This is a genomic window from Streptomyces sp. NPDC016845, assembly GCF_044332585.1.
GTDB lineage: Bacteria > Actinomycetota > Actinomycetes > Streptomycetales > Streptomycetaceae > Streptomyces.
Genome location: NZ_JBIRPI010000004.1, coordinates 297111 through 314622 on the forward strand (window position 1 = coordinate 297111; position 17512 = coordinate 314622).

At 71.7% G+C, this 17512-nt stretch carries 17 protein-coding genes and 1 pseudogene; 12 read left to right on the plus strand and 6 right to left on the minus strand.

Annotated elements, in window-relative coordinates:
* Positions 1-41: 41 nt before the first annotated feature.
* From ACH4RC_RS14455 to ACH4RC_RS14465, 3 genes are all read right to left on the minus strand, one after another.
* Complete coding sequence (locus ACH4RC_RS14455) at positions 42-1904, minus strand: ABC transporter ATP-binding protein (protein WP_398200499.1); 1863 nt, start codon at positions 1902-1904, stop codon at positions 42-44.
* A gap of 407 nt (positions 1905-2311) precedes the next feature.
* A complete protein-coding gene (locus tag ACH4RC_RS14460) occupies positions 2312-3427 on the minus strand; it encodes a DUF6745 domain-containing protein (protein WP_398200502.1) in 1116 nt (371 codons plus the stop codon).
* A 103-nt stretch (positions 3428-3530) separates the two neighbouring features.
* Positions 3531-3857: a hypothetical protein gene (locus ACH4RC_RS14465; RefSeq protein WP_324770876.1), complete on the minus strand. Its 327-nt coding sequence runs from the start codon at positions 3855-3857 to the stop codon at positions 3531-3533.
* Between the two features lie 173 nt (positions 3858-4030).
* Between ACH4RC_RS14465 and ACH4RC_RS14470 the strand changes: the two genes are divergently transcribed.
* The 8 genes from ACH4RC_RS14470 to ACH4RC_RS14505 all read left to right on the plus strand — a co-directional run bounded on the left by ACH4RC_RS14470 (position 4031) and on the right by ACH4RC_RS14505 (position 11482).
* A complete protein-coding gene (locus tag ACH4RC_RS14470) occupies positions 4031-4990 on the plus strand; it encodes an STM4015 family protein (RefSeq protein WP_398199806.1) in 960 nt (319 codons plus the stop codon).
* A complete protein-coding gene (locus tag ACH4RC_RS14475) occupies positions 4987-6237 on the plus strand; it encodes an STM4014 family protein (RefSeq protein ID WP_398199808.1) in 1251 nt (416 codons plus the stop codon). The genes ACH4RC_RS14470 and ACH4RC_RS14475 overlap by 4 nt, the downstream gene beginning before the upstream one ends.
* 97 nt (positions 6238-6334) lie before the next feature.
* Entirely contained in the window at positions 6335-7141 is an 807-nt protein-coding gene (locus ACH4RC_RS14480) for an STM4013/SEN3800 family hydrolase (RefSeq protein WP_398200505.1), read from the plus strand.
* Entirely contained in the window at positions 7138-8529 is a 1392-nt protein-coding gene (locus ACH4RC_RS14485) for an STM4012 family radical SAM protein (protein WP_398199811.1), read from the plus strand. Before ACH4RC_RS14480 ends, ACH4RC_RS14485 begins: the two co-directional genes overlap by 4 nt.
* A gap of 7 nt (positions 8530-8536) precedes the next feature.
* Entirely contained in the window at positions 8537-9418 is an 882-nt protein-coding gene (locus ACH4RC_RS14490; protein ID WP_398199813.1) for an STM4011 family radical SAM protein, read from the plus strand.
* 140 nt (positions 9419-9558) lie between these two features.
* On the plus strand, positions 9559-10113 hold the full coding sequence (locus tag ACH4RC_RS14495; RefSeq protein ID WP_398199816.1) for a plasmid pRiA4b ORF-3 family protein: 555 nt from the start codon (positions 9559-9561) through the stop codon (positions 10111-10113).
* Between the two features lie 63 nt (positions 10114-10176).
* On the plus strand, positions 10177-10560 hold the full coding sequence (locus ACH4RC_RS14500; protein ID WP_398199818.1) for a hypothetical protein: 384 nt from the start codon (positions 10177-10179) through the stop codon (positions 10558-10560).
* A gap of 139 nt (positions 10561-10699) precedes the next feature.
* Positions 10700-11482: a class I SAM-dependent methyltransferase gene (locus ACH4RC_RS14505; RefSeq protein WP_398199820.1), complete on the plus strand. Its 783-nt coding sequence runs from the start codon at positions 10700-10702 to the stop codon at positions 11480-11482.
* A gap of 185 nt (positions 11483-11667) precedes the next feature.
* On the opposite strand, the gene ACH4RC_RS14510 is transcribed toward ACH4RC_RS14505, so the two are convergent.
* Both ACH4RC_RS14510 and ACH4RC_RS14515 read right to left on the minus strand, forming a co-directional pair.
* Positions 11668-11844 (minus strand): hypothetical protein, encoded by a 177-nt coding sequence (locus ACH4RC_RS14510; RefSeq protein WP_398199822.1) that lies wholly within the window; start codon positions 11842-11844, stop codon positions 11668-11670.
* Positions 11845-12107: 263 nt separating this feature from the next.
* Positions 12108-12842, minus strand: a complete 735-nt coding sequence (locus ACH4RC_RS14515) for a DUF4232 domain-containing protein (RefSeq protein WP_398199825.1) — start codon at positions 12840-12842, stop codon at positions 12108-12110.
* A 299-nt stretch (positions 12843-13141) separates the two neighbouring features.
* Here ACH4RC_RS14515 and ACH4RC_RS14520 point away from each other — a divergent pair, with 299 nt between their 5' ends.
* The 4 genes and pseudogenes from ACH4RC_RS14520 (at position 13142) to ACH4RC_RS14535 (ending at position 16769) form a co-directional block, all read left to right on the plus strand.
* On the plus strand, positions 13142-13429 hold the full coding sequence (locus tag ACH4RC_RS14520) for a DUF6355 family natural product biosynthesis protein (protein ID WP_398199828.1): 288 nt from the start codon (positions 13142-13144) through the stop codon (positions 13427-13429).
* A gap of 218 nt (positions 13430-13647) precedes the next feature.
* Positions 13648-13863: pseudogene (locus tag ACH4RC_RS14525) on the plus strand (transcriptional regulator); the annotation flags it as partial.
* Between the two features lie 195 nt (positions 13864-14058).
* Entirely contained in the window at positions 14059-15702 is a 1644-nt protein-coding gene (locus tag ACH4RC_RS14530) for a M48 family metallopeptidase (RefSeq protein WP_398199831.1), read from the plus strand.
* Complete coding sequence (locus ACH4RC_RS14535; RefSeq protein WP_398199833.1) at positions 15702-16769, plus strand: hypothetical protein; 1068 nt, start codon at positions 15702-15704, stop codon at positions 16767-16769. Before ACH4RC_RS14530 ends, ACH4RC_RS14535 begins: the two co-directional genes overlap by 1 nt.
* Positions 16770-16915: 146 nt before the next feature.
* Here the strand turns inward: ACH4RC_RS14535 and ACH4RC_RS14540 are convergent, their stop codons facing one another.
* The gene (locus tag ACH4RC_RS14540; protein ID WP_398199836.1) at positions 16916-17512 is read right to left on the minus strand and encodes an NADPH-dependent F420 reductase; all 597 of its coding nucleotides are present in this window, start codon (positions 17510-17512) and stop codon (positions 16916-16918) included.

Below are 17512 nucleotides of genomic sequence, written 5' to 3' on the forward strand. Positions count from 1 at the left end.
ATCCGCTCCTGCGGGCCGGGCCGAGCAGGCGGCGGGGCCGCTCATGCGGAGGCCTCGTGCCTGTCGCCGTCCGGCTCCGAGGTGATCTGGTAGGACAGCAACTGCTGGAACAGGCCGGGCTGTCCGGAGAGCTGGGCGTAGGTGCCCTCCTGGACGATCCGGCCGTCGTCGAGGACGACGATGTGGTCGGCGACGGCCACGTTGGTGATGCGGTGGGTCACAAGGAGCACCGCCCGGTCCCGGGCGAGGGTGCGCAGCCGCTTGAAGATGCGGTACTCGGCACGCGGATCGAGGTTCGCCGTCGGCTCATCAAGGACCAACAGACCGGCTTCGCGGAAGAACGCCCTGGCCAGGGCGATGCGTTGCCACTGGCCGCCGCTCAGCTCCTTCCCGTTGAGCCACTCGCGGGCGAGGAGAGTGTCCAGGCCGGTGCCGAGTCTGTCGACGACCTCGTCGGCGTCGGCCGCCTCGCACGCCTCGCGGACCGCCGCGTCGCCTCGCGCGGTGGGTTGTCCCTGGGTCACGTTCTCCCGCACGGTCAGCGGCCAGTGCGCGTAGTCCTGCGGCACCAGGGCGACCTGCTTCCACAGCGCCTGCGGGTCGCAGTCGCCGGTGGCGGTACCGTCCCACAGAACTTGCCCGTCGGTGGGCAGATAGAGACCGCTGACCAGCTTCGACAGCGTCGACTTGCCCGAGCCGTTGAAGCCCACCAGCGCGGTGACCTCACCACGCCGCAGGGTGAGACAGACGTCGGTCAGCGCGTCGCTCTCCTGTCCCGCGTAGCGGTGCGTGAGCGACTTGACCTCGATCTTCTCGGGAGGTCCGGGCCGATACGGTCCCCGGCGCATACGGAAACCCCCGGCCTTCTCGAGGAAGCCGGTCCAGTCGTCCATGTACAGCCCCGTCCGGACGGCGCGCGCGCCGACCGCCACCAGACCGCGGACCGACATGCCGACGGTCTGCAGCGCGAAGACCGCCGTGCCCGCGTGTCCGACAGTGATGCGGCCGGTCGCGAGCAGCCACACGACGGCCGCCCACACCACCGTCGATCCGAGGCCGCCGCACACCACGCCGATCAGGGACATGCGGGCCCCTTGGTCGGCCGCGGCCCGGTCCTCGCGGTTGATCCGGGCGACCGTGTGGCGGTATCGGCCGGAGAGGAAGCCGGCCATCGTTCCGGCGCGGATCTGGTCTGCGGCGTCCTTGGTGTAGATGTGCCAGCGCAGTACGGACAGCATCCGGTTGTCGCCGTTGCTGCGGAGGTTGGCCAGATACCGGACGCGCGCGGCGCTCACCTGGGCCACGGCCTGCGGCAGGCTGGCCGCGACGAGAAGCGGGAGCAGGACCCAGTGCACGCCGGCCAGTACGATCGCCCCGGCGAGGAAGGCGGCGGCCGAGGCGATCAGGTCCTGGCCCTCGTTGATCAGATCACCGGTGACCTGGGCGCCGCGGTCCGCGGCCTCGCGGTCACGGTTGAAGTCGGGATCGTCGTAGGCGGACAGCTCGACCTCGGCGCAGTCGGTGAGCAGCATCAGCTCGGCCTCGCGCGCCATCAACGGACCGACCCGGGAGGACAGCCAGCCGACCGTGATGCCAAGGAGCGCCCGCACGCCGGCGGCTCCGGCCAGCAGAGCGACGGAGGGCCACGCCGCGAGGAGCCGGTTGTAGACGTCCCCGTCACGCAGCAGGGCCGTCAAGGTGCCGGCGATGGCGACCAGTCCCAGTGCCTGCATCACTCCGGTGACCGTCTGGCACAGCAGGAGGCCGACGGTGGCGCGTCGGTCGACGCGCCAGGCGAGGCTCAAAGAGCGGCGTACCAGCTGCGGCAGCCGTCGGGCCATGTCGCGCATCCGGATCGACCGCCCGGCCGCTTCCCGGCTGCCGGTCAGGTCGACGTACCGCATCTGAGGGTCGGGAGCGGGCGGAGGAGCCGTGGCGTCCCGCGGTTTCGACGTGGTGGTGCGCGCCGCTGCGGTGCTCCGTGGTCCCGGACGGTCGCTCATGCCACCCACTTCGCGTACGTGCGTGACGAGCGGCGGTGGTCTTGGCCGCTACGCGTCATGGCGACGGGCTGACGCCCCGTCCCGAAGGGATGATGGACAAAGGTGCTGACCGGCTTCATGGCGTAGCTCCGTCTGGGGCGGTGAAGAGTTGCTGGTCTTCTCGGCGCGACTGCTCGCGCGCTTCTGCGTGTTGGTACAGCGATGCTGCCCGGGTCGACGGCCAGGTAGCCTGCTCCGCTCAGGAAGGGCTTGGCCGAAACGCCGCTGTCGTCCCCTCGCCCCCTCCCTCCCCCTCAGCCCGCCGCCGCTCACGTCTCGCGCCGCGGCTCGTACGCGTCGGCCTGCAGCCCGAACGTCCAGGCGACGCCCTCGCGCGCGGTTCTCGTGCGCGGCGGCACGCGCAGCCAGTAGGTGCGGTGCGTGCCGTCGGGCTCCGGGGTGGAGTTGACGACCTCGACCATCACCACGTCCTCGTCGCCGGGGAGCTGAACACGCCACAGGACACCGGTGGAGTCCCGGTGCACGGGCTCCGCCCCGGACTCCGTCAGATAGCGGTCGTAGCCGAAGTGCTCCAGCATCACGCGGCGCAGTTCCGCGTTCTCCTCGTCACGGATGCGCTGCGGGGTCAGCCCGGCGAGCCCGGCCAGGAAGCCGGCGGGGACCGGCATGCCGCGCCAGGCGTGCAGCGCGAACCCGTCGGGAAAGGCCAGGGCGGGTCCGGTGGCGCTGTCGAGGCGGCCTGCCTCGTCGCGGTGCAGTTCCGTGGGCCGCTCGCACACCACGGCCACCCGCTCGTACGGCCACCACCAGCCGGCCGACCGGGCGACCCGCGCCAATCCGTCGATCCTGGGACCGGTCTCCGCGCCGGGCGAGTCGAAAGCGCTCAGCCAGGCGGCCTCGTGCTGGCCGAGCACCGCGTCCAGGAGCATCAGCCGGATCGCCGTCTCGCTCCTGCGGTCCCGCGCGCCCGCGACGGTGCGGGACGGCACGGCCAGTTCCTCCACGATGCCTGTCCTGATGCGGTCGACCAGCATCTGGGTGCTGTCCCACAGGCGGCCTCCCGTGGCGTTCCAGTGCGCGCCCCAGCCGCCCGGACCGAGCCGTGCGTGCAGCTGCTCACGGGCTTGGGCCCATGGCCCGTTGCGCACCGGATCCCGTACGCAGGCGCCCCGTTCTCCCGTTTCGGCGAGCCGCACGAGCAGCACGACAGCAGCGCGCGGCGAGTCCGCCCACAGGATGCGCGCGGGCTCGGCCAGTCCGACCGCGCGATAGGCGCGCCGGATACCGTCCTCGGCCGCTCGCCGGTCGGCGGGTCCGGTGGCGGCGGCGACCGCCCGCCAGTGCGCCAGCTCCGCCGCGGCGTTTCCCGGATCCTCCCGGGCCCCGGCCCCGACCGGTGCGCCTGCCTCCTCGACCGACGTCATCTGCTGTGTCTTCGTCGTGCCGGTCATTCCCCGCACCGCCCCGTCCACGCTCACTCGTCGCTCCCGTCCCTCTCCCTGTCTCACCCACCCGCGTCCCGGCCGCTCAGTCCGCCACGATCCGCACCGAACCCGGTACGTACTCGCGCTGCCGGATCACTCGGAACCAGCCCTTGGGCAGCGGTATCGCCGCGTGTTCCTCGTGCACCACCCGTCCGCCGTCGGGCAGTTGGAGGAGCAGCGGTCCGAACGGGCCCGGCTCGCGTACGAGCCGGCCTGGGCCGACGACCGCGTGGGCGTGGCCCGTGACCTCGCCCAGCGCGAGCACGAGGCGGCCTCGGGCGTCCCTCGGCTCGTCCGGGGCGTCCGCGACGTGCGGGGGCACCGCGCCCTCCGCGAGCGGCACGATCAGCACGTCTCCCTGCCGGTACATGACTCTCCCGTCCCACGGTCCGCCGAGTGCGGCCGCGTCGTTGCCGACGCTAGGGGCAGGGTCTGACAACGGCGGCCGGGCGCCCCGCGGCGGCCCTTGTCAGTGCCGGTTGGTACAACTTCAGTTCCAGCGGAGATCGCGGACGGCGCGAACGGATCGGGAACGGGGCGGACATGACCATCGGAGACCACTTGCGGGAGCTGTACTCCCTGCCCACCTTCGACTTTCCGCAGGCGGACGCGGAGCACGCGACGGCTCTGCCCGCCGCCGACGCCGTCGCGTGGCGGATCTCCGTCGAGTCGTACGACAGTGAGGAAGCGTGGCCGGAGGCGTTCGCCCGGTTCGCCGAGGCCGTGGACCTCGGCCGTGTCAAGGCGCTCGTGGTCGGCTCGTGGAGCGACCCGTACGAGAACGGGCCGGAGCCGGTCATCGCGGCGCTGCTCGAGGCGCGGCACCGGCTGATGGCCCTGCGCGCCGTGTTCCTGGGGGACATCGTCTTCGAGGAGTGCGAGATCTCCTGGATCACGCAGGGCGACGTGACCCCGCTCCTGAACGGATTCCCGGAGCTGACGGAGTTCGCGGTGCGCGGCGGCACCAGCCTGGCGTTCCCGGCGGTGCGCCACGAGCGGCTGCGCTCCCTCACCGTCGAGACGGGTGGTCTGCCCGCCGAGGCGGTGCGCGGCATCGCGGCGAGCGATCTGCCCGCCCTGACCCGGCTCGCCCTGTGGCTGGGCACCTCGGACTACGGCGGTGACTCCACCGTCGCCGACGTCGAGCCCCTCCTGACGGGCGGCCGGCTGCCGGCCCTGAAACACCTGGCCCTGTGCAACAGCGAGATACAGGACGAGATCGCGGCGGCCGTGGCGGCCGCCCCGGTGGTGGCCCGGCTCGACACGCTCGACCTGTCGATGGGCGTCCTCACCGACGACGGCGCCACCGCGCTCCTCGCGGGCCAGCCGCTCACGCATCTGAGCAAGCTCGACCTGCATCACAACTACCTGAGCGACGGACTGCGTCAGCGTTTCCTGGACTGGCTGGTGCCCGCGGGTGTCGAGGTGAACCTCGACGCGGACGACGCGGACGAGGACCGGGACGGGGAGACCATGTGGCGGTACGTCTCGGTCGGCGAATGACCGGGCGGAGCGCCCCGGCGGAGCCGGACGGCGGCGCCCAGGGCACGACGGCCGCGCCCGCCGCAGCCCGCCCCGCCCCGCTGCGTCTCGCGGTCGTCGGCAACCCCGGGAACCGCCGGGTGGACCTGTTCGCGGCGGCCGTGCGCGGCGCCGGGCTGCCGGCGCCGCGCCTGGTCGCGTGGCGCGACGTACTGCGCGACGGCGGGGCCTCGTTCGCCGACGACGAGATCGTGCGGATCGACTCGGCGGGCGAGGACGAGGAGGTCGAGCGCGTCCTGCGCGGCGTGTCCGATCCGACGCGCGTCGAGGGCGGCGCCCGTTGGTACCGACGGTTTCTTGCCGCCGTGCGCTCCCTCGACGGCGGAGTCCGGCTCGACGACCCCGACGACCTCGCCGTGCTCTTCGACAAGCGCCGCTGCCATCGCGTCCTCGCCGACGCGGGGGTGGCCGTCCCGGCCTCCCCCACCTCCGGCGGCGCCGCCGATGTGCGCGGCTGGGACGACGTACGGGCGCTGATGGCGGAGCACAGGATGCCCCGGGTCTTCGTCAAGCCGGCCCACGGCTCGTCGGCCTCCGGCGTACTCGCCCTGGAAACCGCCGGACCCGGCCGGATCCGCGCCACGACGTCCGTGGAGCGGGCGGACGGCGCCCTGCACAACTCCCTGCGCGTACGGCGCTACACGCGCGAGAGCGACATCGCGGCGATCGTGGAAGCGCTGGCCCCGGACGGACTGCACCTCGAACGCTGGCTGCCGAAGGCGTCGCTGCACGGGCGCGCGGCCGACCTGCGCGTCGTCGTGGTCGCGGGCCGCGCCACGCACGCCGTCGTGCGCACCAGCCGGACCCCTCTCACCAACCTCCATCTCGGCGGTCTGCGCGGCGAGTGGAGTGCCGCCCGGGAAGCCGCGGGCCCGTCCTGGGCGCACGCCCTCGACCTGTGCGAGCGGGCCGCTGCCTGCTTCCCCCGCACCCTGTGTGTCGGTGTCGACCTGCTGCCCTCCGTGGGCTGGCGGCGCTTCACCGTCGGCGAGGTCAACGCCTTCGGCGATCTGCTGCCGCGCCTGACCGGGCTGCCCGGCAGCGGCGCCGAGGGACAGGACACCTACGCGGCCCAGGTCGCCGCCGTGCTCCGCCACTTCCCCGACGCCGAGCACCCCGCGCGCGCACCGGCCGCTTTCGGCGCCCCGCACCGGGCGGCTCCCGCCGCCGTACACCCCCTTGCAAGGACCCTCGATGCCCGACCCTGACATCACCTCGCCACCGCCGAGTGTTGCCGCGACCATCACGAGCGGCACGACGGCCGCCCCCGGCGTGACCGACCCCAGCGTGCCCGACATGCCCGACATGAACGAGGTGGTGGGCCGCGACGACCTCCTGCTGCTCACCCTCGACACGCTGCGCTACGACGTGGCGGCAGAACTGGCCGAGGCGGGCCGCATACCCCATTTGGCACACCATCTGCCGAACGGCACCTGGGAGAAGCGGCACGCGCCGGGCAGCTTCACGTACGCCTCCCACCAGGCGATGTTCGCCGGTTTCCTGCCCACCCCCGCGACGCCCGGCCCGCATCCGCGGCTGTTCGCGGCGCAGTTCGCGGGCAGTGAGACCACGGCGGGCCGCACCTATGTCTTCGACACCCCGGACCTGGTGTCGGGCCTGGCCGCGGCCGGGTACCGGACCGTGTGCGTCGGCGGTGTCGGCTTCTTCAACCGGCAGGGCGCCCTGGGCAACGTCCTGCCCGGCCTGTTCCAGGAGAGTCACTGGGAGCCGGAGTTCGGGGTCGCCTCCCCCACATCGTTCGAGACGCAGGTCGCTCGCGCGGAGCGGGTGGTCGCCGAACTCCCGCACGAGCAGCGGCTGTTCCTGTTCGTAAACGCGGCAGCTCTGCACCAGCCCAACTGGTTCCACCTGCCGGGCGCCACGCGCGCGTCGGGCGACACCCGCCAGACCCATGCCGCCGCCCTCGAGTACATCGACCGGCACGTGGGCCGGCTGTTCGCGGCGATGAGCGCGCGCCGCCGGTGCTTCGCCGTCGTCTGCTCCGACCACGGCACCACCTACGGGGACGACGGCTACACCGGCCACCGCCTCGGCCACGAAGCGGTCTGGACCGTGCCCTACGCCCACTTCTTCCTGGAGCCGACCGCATGACCACCACCACCGCCGAAGCGGCCGGACACGCGGGAACCGCGCCCGCCATCACCCCCCGCCCCTACCAGAGTTACGTCTACGCGTACCCGCACAAGACCGCCTACCGGCCGCTGCCCGACCGCCCCGCGCTGCGCGACCTGTGGCGCGACGAGCCCAAGGGCGCGCTCTCCCTATACCTCCACATACCGTTCTGCGAGGTCCGCTGCGGCTTCTGCAACCTGTTCACACGGATCGGCGCCCCGGACGAGCTGACGGGCCGCTACCTGGACGCTCTGGAGCGGCAGGCCGTCGCGGTGCGCGAGGCCCTCGGCGACGGTCCGGACGTGCACTTCGCCAACGCGGCGTTCGGCGGCGGCACCCCCACCTTCCTCGACGCGGACGAACTGGCCCGGCTCTGCGACATCGCGGAGCTTCGCACGGGCGCCGATCTCGGAGCGGTGCCGCTGTCCGTGGAGACCTCCCCCTCCACGGCCACCGCGGACCGGCTCGCGGTCCTCGCCGAGCGCGGCACGACCCGGCTCAGCATCGGCGTACAGAGCTTCGTCGACGCGGAGGCACGCGCCGCGGTCCGGCCGCAGCGCCGCGCGGACGTGGAGTCAGCGCTCACCCGCATCCGGGACACGGACATCCCCGTGCTGAACATCGACCTGATCTACGGGATCGACGGCCAGACCCCGGCGAGCTGGCGCACCTCCCTCGACGCGGCGCTCGCCTGGCGCCCCGAGGAGCTGTACCTCTACCCGCTCTACGTCCGGCCGCTGACCGGCCTGGGCCGCAGCGCCGCCCCTCTCACCGACGAGGCATGGGACCGGCAACGGCTGCGCCTGTACCGCCAGGGCCGCGACCACCTCCTGGAGCACGGCTACGAACAAGTGTCGATGCGCATGTTCCGGCGCACGGACGCCCCCGCGCAGGGCCCGGACGACTACGCCTGCCAGACCGACGGCATGATCGGCCTCGGCTGCGGCGCCCGCTCGTACACCTCGTCGCTGCACTACTCCTTCGAGTACGCCGTCGACATGCGGGAGGTCCGCGCGATCATCGACGACTACACCGCCACCCCGTCCGAGGAGTTCGCGCGGGCGCGCCACGGGCGCCGCGTCGACGGACGAGAGGCGCGCCGCCGCCACCTCCTGCAGTCGCTGCTGCAGGCCGAGGGCATGGAGCCGGCCGACTACCGGATCCGGTTCGGCGCGGACCCTTTCGACGACTTCCCCGCCGAACTCGCTGCCTTCGCCGCACGCGGCTGGCTGGAACCGTACGACGCGTACGACGACGGGGTGCGGCTGCGGCTGACGCCCGAGGGCCTGGCGCACTCGGACGCGCTCGGGCCTGAGCTGTTCTCCCCCGAGGTACGCGCCGCGATGGCCGCGTACGAACCGAGGTGACCGGCCCATGGACCTGACGCTGCTGTACCGGGGACCGCTGTCGTCGTGCGACTACGACTGCCCGTACTGCCCGTTCGCCAAGCGCCGTGACTCCACCGCGCAGCTGCGGGCGGACCGCGCGGCCCTCGACCGCTTCACCGGCTGGGTGGCCGCGCAGCACGAGGACCGGCTGTCCGTCCTGTTCACCCCGTGGGGCGAGGGACTGGTGCGCTCCTGGTACCGCGGAGCGATGGTCGAGCTCTCGCACCACGCACACGTAGCGCGCGTCGCCATCCAGACCAACCTCAGCTGCCGCACCGAGTGGCTCGCCGACGCCGACCTGGACACGCTGGCCCTGTGGTGCACGTTCCACCCGGGGCAGACACCTTACGAGCGGTTCCTCGGCAAGGCGCGGGAGCTGGCGCGACGGGGTGTGCGCTTCAGCGTCGGCGTGGTCGGCTTCCCGGAACATCTGGCGCAGGCCCGCGCACTGCGCAAGGCGCTGCCGTCCGAGGTGTACCTGTGGGTGAACGCGGCGGAGGGCCGCACCTATACGGACGAGGAGGCGGCGGCCTGGACGGCCGTCGACCCCCTCTTCCCGTACAGCAGAAACCCGCACCGCTCGGCCGGCCTCCCTTGCCGGACCGGTTCCTCGGTCGTCTCGGTGGACGGCGAGGGCACGGTCCGCCGCTGCCACTTCGTCCGGGCCGAGCTGGGCAATTTGTACGACGGTTCCTGGCGCGCGGCGCTCGCCCCCCGGGCCTGCCCGCTGGCGGTCTGCGACTGCCACATCGGCTACGTCCACCTGGAGACACTGCCGCTGTACGACGTTTTCGCGGGCGGGGTGCTGGAGCGGATACCCGCGGCGCCGGTCCACGTGGTCGGCACGCCGATCGCGGGTGCGCCTTGATGGTGTGGTGCGGAACCGGAACGGCCGGCACCGGCCCCCCCTCGTCCCCGACGTGACAGCTCGTCCGTTTCGTGGAACCACGACGGTCGGCCCCGCCAGACTGAGCACGAGAGCGCCACCGCTCGGAAGGGAACCGAACCATGCCCGCTGACTCCGTCCTGCAGCTCAAGGTCACCCTCGCCGGCATCCGCCCGCCGGTCTGGCGACGGTTGCAGGTCCCGGCCGGCCTCACCCTCGACCGCCTGCACCTGGTGATCCAGACTGCGATGCCCTGGCAGAACTACCACATGCACCTCTTCGAGACCCCGGCCGGCGACTACGGGCGGCGCGACAGCGAGCTCGGGCACCGCGACGAGCGCAAGGTTCCGCTGCACGCGGTGGCCTCCACCGCCGGCGACAGGATCAGCTACACCTACGACTTCGGAGACGATTGGGTGCACCGCGTCGAGGTGGAGAAGGTCCTGCCCGAAGAACCAGGAACTGTGTATCCGCGCTGCGTGACGGGCCGCCGGGCCTGCCCGCCCGAAGACTGCGGCGGCCCATGGGCGTACCCCGACTTCCTCGAAGCCATCGCCGACCCCGACCACGAGGAGCACGACGAGCTTCTCGAGTGGGCCGGCGGCGCCTTCGACCCTGATGCGTTCGACGCGGACGACATCAACGCACGCCTGGCCGCCCGGTTGCCCTCTGCATAGCCACCGCGGTGCAGAGCTCTAGGATCCACTCCGTACGGAGATCACGGCGCGACGGGGGCACTCATGAGTGAAACGTCCTACATACGGTTCCAAGGTACGAAACGGCATCAGCGGGGCCACTACCCCGGCGTCTTCGTGCTCGCCAACGAGCTGGCAGCACAAGGGAAGCTGACCCCGGCGCAGTACCGGTTCTGGAGAACCAACAACGACTGGTACGACGCCCACTACACCAATCCGGCCCACGTCGACCCGCAGGTCTACGACCCCGCGGTGAACCCCGGCGCCGTCGCCTGGTTCAAGTCCGATGCCGTGCACCTCATCGACCGCGTCGACGGGTACCTCGAGCTGTTGGCCGCCCACGGTGTCGAGTGCCGACGCCTGGTGACCCGCAACCCGGGCCGCATCGTCTACGAGGACGACCAGCAAGTAGTCGTCATCCCCGCGTGACAACCCCGGAGAGCGGCATGACGGCGACAGCGGACGACTTCGACCCATCATCTGTCCGAGTTACCAAGGGGCGATCCACGACAGCCCTTCCCTGCCAGTCGACGTCGCCCAGGCCCATGGGGATGGGAGGATGCCGGGCATGTCTGGTCGCGCGGTGAGTTTCGGGGTGGCGGCGCAAGCCTACGAGCGGTTCCGGCCGGGGTACCCCGTGGAACTGTCCGACCTGGTGATGGCGTACGCGGGCCGCCCGATTCGGACCGCCTTGGAGATCGGCGCCGGGACGGGCAAAGCGACCCGCCTGTTCGCTCAACGCGGGATCATGGTGACAGCGACCGATCCCGACGAGTCCATGCTCGTCGAACTGCGTAAGCACGTACCGGCGCGTGTCAGGACGGTGCAGGCGGCGTTCGAGGATCTGCGGCCGGGCGAACGGTATGGACTCATCTACGCGGCAGCGGCGTTGCACTGGACGCGTCCGGAGCGCCGTTGGGCGCATGCGGCAGCGCTCCTGGAGCCGGGAGGCGTGTTCGCCTCTTGCGGCGGGCCGATCCGACTGGCCGACCCGGCTGTGGAAGCAGCTGTCCGCGCGGCTCGTGCACCGTTCTTGGACAGTGACGAGATCCCGTCGCCTGACGGAACGCCTCCAGGTGAGGCGATGCAGTGGCCGGGGACCGAACTGCGACGCTCTGAGTGGTTCAGCGACGTGCGGCAGTGCGTGATCGAGCGGCGCCTGACGATGCGTGCTCGCGACTACGTCGGTCTCCTCTCGACCGTCTCGGCCTATCGCGTCTTACCGGCTGAGGAGCGGGAACAGGTTCTCAGCCAGGTCATGCGAGTACTGCCGGACCGCGTCGACATGGACGCCGACATCACCGTCCACCTCGCACGTCGCGTGACGAGGGTTGATCGTGGCACGGGCTGACGTGAGGCACTTTCCTGGGCTCCGTGGCCTCCTGGCGAACCGGTGCGGTGAACCGCGGGCTGCGCGGTGGCACAGCGGTGGTGCCGCGCATCTCGACAATGTTCAGCTTCATCGCGTTGTTGATGGTGGCGGCGTCACCTGTAGAGGTGCGGGCCCGCGGTGACGGGCGTGCTGGGAGCGCTGGGTCAGCCCCGTGGGCGGAGCAGGACCGCGGTGGTGGACACGTTGAGGGGGCCGCCGCTCTGCGGGGTCGCGTCGCCCTCGGACTCGATGGCGAGCGTCAGCGGTGTCGCCACGATCCCTCGTCGGGGGTCCGCGCCGACGGCCGTGAAGTCGACGGCCCGACCTGCGGGGCCGGTCACCACATCAGCGAAGAACAGCTCAACCAGGAGCGGCGCGTCCGCCGTAACGCGGGTGCGTCTCCGATGCCTGCGGCCAAACTGCGGCGACGAGCGGATCCCGGTCTGCTGAAGGGACGGTGCACACCAGCTCTCGTGCCCGCGCAGCCACGGCCTGCGTGCGTGACCACCGCTCCCCCATCGGGGCCAGCGCCTCCGTCTCCTCGGAGGCCCGTCGTCCGTGCGAACGCCTGGGCCCCGCTGGGCGGGACCGGCACGTGCCGCGGCTACTTGGTGGTGTGGGTCGGGTAGACCTGAACGTCGGTGTAGGCACCCTTGATGTCACCCGCGCCGGCGGGCCACTTCAGGGTCACGGTGTGGGTCTCGTTCGGGGGCGTCACCAGGATCTCGGTCGGGGACGCGAGGCTGTTGCCGCTGTTGTCGATGGTGTAGGCGAGATTGAAGATCGCGGCCTCACCGGGCTTCAGGACCGTGACACGAGGCTGCGCGGGGCCGCGCTCGATCGGGCTCGTGGTGTGGTCGACGTCCGTGATGTCGACGCCCGCGAAGCCGGTCGCCGAGCAGGTGGCCGAACCCCGGTTGACCATGGTGATGTCGATCCGGCCGGCGGTCTCGTCGGGCGCGGCGTTCACGGCGTCGATGGCCAGGTCCTCTGTCTTGCAGAAGCCGACCTTGTCGGACGTACCCGTCGCGCCGTTCGCGGCTCCCTGGTGGTCGGTGCCCTTTCCGGAGTCCGCCTTCACGTCGTTGCCGGTCTGTGCGTCATCGGAGCTCGAGTTGCCGCCCTGTGACTTCGCGCCATCGGTCGCCGCCGAGGAGGACGAGGAATCCGAAGACCCGGACGAGGACGAGGCGCCCTTGGCCGAGGACTTCGTCCCCGAGCCGTCGCTGCCGCAGGCGGTGAGCGAAAGGGCGGCGGCGACGCCGATGGCAGCGAGAGCGGCGGTGCGGGTGTGCTTCACGATGTCCCCCAGGAACAGTGTCGTGGTGCTTGCGGTCACGTAGTGCGTGCGGTCTGAAATATTTGTATCCCGCACCGAGTCACAGGCGGCCGATAGCGAGGTCTTCGTTCTGTCACAGGCGAACCGGTTCTTGTAACTGTGCACGAACGCCTCGTCCGGCCACGCTGTCCCGGAAACCGGCGAAGATCATCCGATCGGCCCACAAGCGAATCGATCCGCCGGGTGAACGCTGTCCCCCGGGACCGGAAGGATCGCCCCGAACTGCGAATCTCAGTCGTCGTCAACGGACCGGCACACACCTGCGGTTCGAACTTGCCCTCTACGGTTTGGAGTTCGTCTTGCGTCTTCGTCGTCTCGCGACCGGTGCTCTCAGCTCCGTCGCCCTCGCTCTCGCCTCTGCCGGAGCCGTCACCGTCAGCGCCGGTCCGGCTGCGGCGAACCCCTGCGGTTACTACGCCACCCACTCCGACGCCTACTACAACCACTGCACCTCGGACGGCTCCCACATCGTCATCGAGATCGACGACTGGGGGCCCAACAGCGAAAAGTGCGTGGGACCGGGCGTGACCTGGATCGGCTCCGCCTCCGACGTGGACGGCGCCTGGTACACCGGCCGCACCTGCTGAACCAGGGGCGCCACCACGCGTAGCTCGTCTCATTCATCGTTCGGGGAGCGGTCACCGTGACCGCTCCCCGAACGCATGCGCGTACCCAACGGCCTTTGCCGGCACTGCTCGCGAACGGCAAGGCCATCTCGATGCGGGCCGTGTCTCCGCAGTGAATCGGGCCCGGGCGGCGGATGGGGAACAGGTCGGTACGAGTTCCGTCCTGACCGGCCTCGGCCGCCCGCCTCACTCCCGAGCGGCGCAGCATGATTCTCGTCGACACCACGAGCGGCGAGGCGGTCGAACCCGTGGTGGTCGATGCCCGGACAGGCCGCCGACTCGACGACAGCCGCGCCTACGTGTTCGCCGCCGGCCCCTCCACCAGTCCCACCATGCGGGTCCGCTACCCCGACACCGGCGCGACCAGCACCGGTGACGCCGCCCGCGGCGACTGACGCCGGGGCATCTCCGCCCGGAACCACCCCTGCGAACAGCCGCTCGCCGTATCACTGACCCTGTGTCATACTTCCGTTCCCCCCACATCTATTTGTGCTGTCTCCTGCCTTCCCTTCCTGAGGTCTGCCGTTCTGCCGTTCGCGGCTCGGCTCGCCTCGTGAAGCCGGCTCTTTTCCCGTGGGGGGAACCGCCCGATGGGCTCTGCTCTGCGCGCCGTGCGCGCTCTTCTGCTGCTGCTCGGCTTCTATGTGGTCGGGCTTGTGATGCTCGGCGGTCTGGGCCTGGTGGACTGGTTGCTGGTCGAGGACGGGCTCCACGGCCTCGCCGGGCTGAAGATCATCTTCCTCACCCTGGTCGTCGCCGTGCCGATCATGCAGGGCATGTTCGCGCTGCGCGGCCCGCGGTTCGAGCCGCCGGCCGACGGTCTGCGGGTCGACGAGCACCAGGAGCCGCGGCTGTGGGCGGCCGTGCGCCGGCTCGCCGAGCAGACGGGCACCCGCGCGCCGGACGAGATCTATCTGGTGCCCGCCGTGAACGCCGCCGTCTACGAGGAGGCGCGACTGCTCGGTCTGTTGAGGGGCCGGCGGGTGCTGCTGGTCGGCCTGCCTCTGCTGAGCGGTCTCGACGAGGCCCAGCTCATCTCCGTACTGGCCCACGAGTTCGGCCACTACTCCAACTCCGACACCCGGCTCGGCGCCATCAACCGGCGCGGCTTCGAGCAGATGTCCCACACCGTCTCCACGCTGATGCGGCGCTCGGCGGCCAAGGTGGAGGACGAGCGGACGAAGGGCGAGGAGAAGGAGGCGCGCCGCGTCGCCAAGGGCAAGGCGGCACGCGAGGTCAACACTGGTTCCGCGGGGCGGAGTTACCGCCTCGCCGCCAAACCCTTCCTCTGGTACGGCAAGTTCTACGTGCGTTCCATGCGGGGCACGATGCGTCGCCAGGAGTACGCCGCCGACCTGGCCGCCGCCCGGATCGCGGGCCGCGCCGCGACGGCGTCCGCACTGCGGGAGGTCCCGGTCCTGGACGCCGCTTTCGACTTCTACATGCAGTCGTACGCGAGCCTCGGCGCGAACGCGGGCCTGCTGCCGCCGCAGGGCGAGGTCTACGGCGGCCTGCACCGCCTTCTGGAGGCGCGCTCGGCCGAACTGGACGAGCTGCGCCGCGGGTTGCCGCGCGAGGAGCGTTCCGCGTACGACACGCACCCGCCGATCGCCGACCGGGTGGCCCGCGTCGAGCGGCTCCCCGACGACGGTCGCGCGGCGGGCGCGGCCGGGCCCGCGCTCGGCCTGCTCGACCACCCGGCCGCCGCGTTCGCCGCTCTTGAGCAGGTGGCGCTCACGCCGGAGGCGCTCAAGATGCGGCGCACCGCGGACTGGGGGCAGCTCGTGCACGAGTCGATGACGACGTACGCCGGCGGTGCCGCGCAGCCGCTTCGCAAGGCGGTGCGCGAGGTGACCGGCGCGGACGGCTCGTTCGATTCGGTGCTCGCGGCGATCGACGGCGGTGCGCTGTGGCAGGTTGCGGACCGGCTGCCCAAGTCCGCGCAGGCGGCGGCAGCGAAGGGCCGGGCGGCCCGGGAGTTCGTCCGCCCCCGGCTGCACGGTCTGCTCCGCGACCTGACCGTCGCCGAGCTGATCGCCCGCGGCGGCGCGCACTTCGAGCTGTCCTGGACGGACTCGGCGCTGCTGCGGCTGCACGACGCCTCCGAGGAGCAGCTGGCCCGCGCCCTGGACGCGGCGGTCGCGGACGTGCCGGACACCAGCGCGCTGCGGGAGCTGCTGCACCTGGTCCCGGCCGGCCCGGCGGACGGCGGCCGTGAGCGGGAGACGATCTGATGGGCCTCTTCCGCAACCGGCGCGGCACGGACCCGAACCGCGTCGGCTCCTTCAGCGACAAGCGACTCGCCGCGGCGGCGCGGCAGTTCGGCCTCGTACCGGCCGAGGAGGTCGACGGGGCCGCGGCGATGGCCCCCGACCCACGGCTCGAGCAGGTCAAGTCGGCTGTACGAGCGGGGAACTGGGAGGCCGGGGCCGCGTATCTGGAGGAAGCGGGCCGTGACTGGGCGGAGCGAAGCCGCCGCTCCAACGCCCTCGCCGCGGAGGCCGTGGAGGACGACGGCTGGCTGCTCGCCTGGCGTACCGCGCGGCGCGACGACCCCGGGGCGGCGCTCGTGAACGCCCGGTCGCTGGTCGACCTGGCGTGGGCTGTCCGCGGCGGCGGCCTCGCCGGGGCCACGACCCGGGAACAGTTCGCCGGATTCCACCGCATCCTCGCGCAGGCCCGTGAGGCGTTCACCGCGGCGCAGGCCCTGGCGGGCGACGACCCGTGCCCGTTCATCGCGGAGCTGCCGCTGGCGATGGGGCTCGGTTACGACCACGAGGCGTTCGAGGCGGTCTGGGCCGAGGTGGAGCGGCGGGACCCGTACCACGTGGGCGCGCACCACTCGGCGCTGCAGTACTGGTGCGCGAAGTGGCGGGGTTCGCACGAGGCGGCGGAGAAGTTCGGCAGGGCGGCCGCGGCGAAGGGTGCTCCAGGGCAGCTCCTGACCACGATCGTCCTGGACGCGTACTTCGAGTACGAGATCACGGACGAGACGCTGAACCCGGGCACGTACTACCAGCAGCCGCACATCGTCGCGGCGACGGACGCGGCGCTCGCGGACGTTGCGGCGGCGCACGCCCAGCACCCGCACGACCGGCGCATCCCGCCGGCCCGCCACATGCTCGGCCACTTCCTGTACTGGCAGAACCGGTACGAGGAGGCTCTGGAGCAGTTCCGCGCGGCGGACGGGTACGCGGGTACGACGCCGTGGTCTTACTACGGGGATCCGGCGCGGCAGTACGCGCGGGTGCGGGACTACTGCGCGGCGCAGGTCGCGCATCGGAGCGCCGCGGCGCGATGACGTGAACGGGGCCGGGGCGAGGTCCGTCGCCGGGTTCATCCCCGACGGCGGAGCACCTGCGCCCGCTTGTCGGCCGGAAAGCTCGGTGACCCGCCCATAGGTCACCGATGAACCGCTGCGGCGATCAACGGGCGATCAACGGCCGATCAGCGGGCGATAGAGACCGCGAAGGGTGCGAATCCGCTGGACCGGATCACGTGGGGTACGAACAGAACCGCGGCCTCGGTGGCCCGCGCGGTCTCGGTCCCGCCGAGGTCCGTGATCCACTCCTGCCGCCAGCCCAGGTCGGCGAGCAGCCCTCGTACGGTCTGCTTCGCCTCCGCATTCGCGCCGGAGAGGAAGGCGGTCGGCGGCTGGGTGAGCGCGGCGGGATCGGTCATCACCGTGTAGAGCATCGTGTTGAGTGTCTTGACGACGTGAGTGTCGGGGAGCGCTTCCTGGAGTTGCTCCGCGAGGCTCGAGCCGGGGTGGAGCAGGTCGGCCGGCAGTCCGTCGGGTCCGTCGAGGGTGGCGTTGGAGACGTCCACGAGGATCTTGCCGCGCAGTTCCTGGCGCAGGGCGATGAGCCGCTCCAGCGAACCGGCGCCCGGCGTGGCGTTGATGACGATCTGTGCCGCCAGGGCCGCGGCGGAGGCAGAGCCTGGTGAGCGGTCCGCCACGGTCACCTCGTGCCCGGCCCGGGTCAGGGCTTGGGCGAGGTTGCCGCCGACGCGGCCGCTTCCGAGAACGGCGATCTGGGTCAT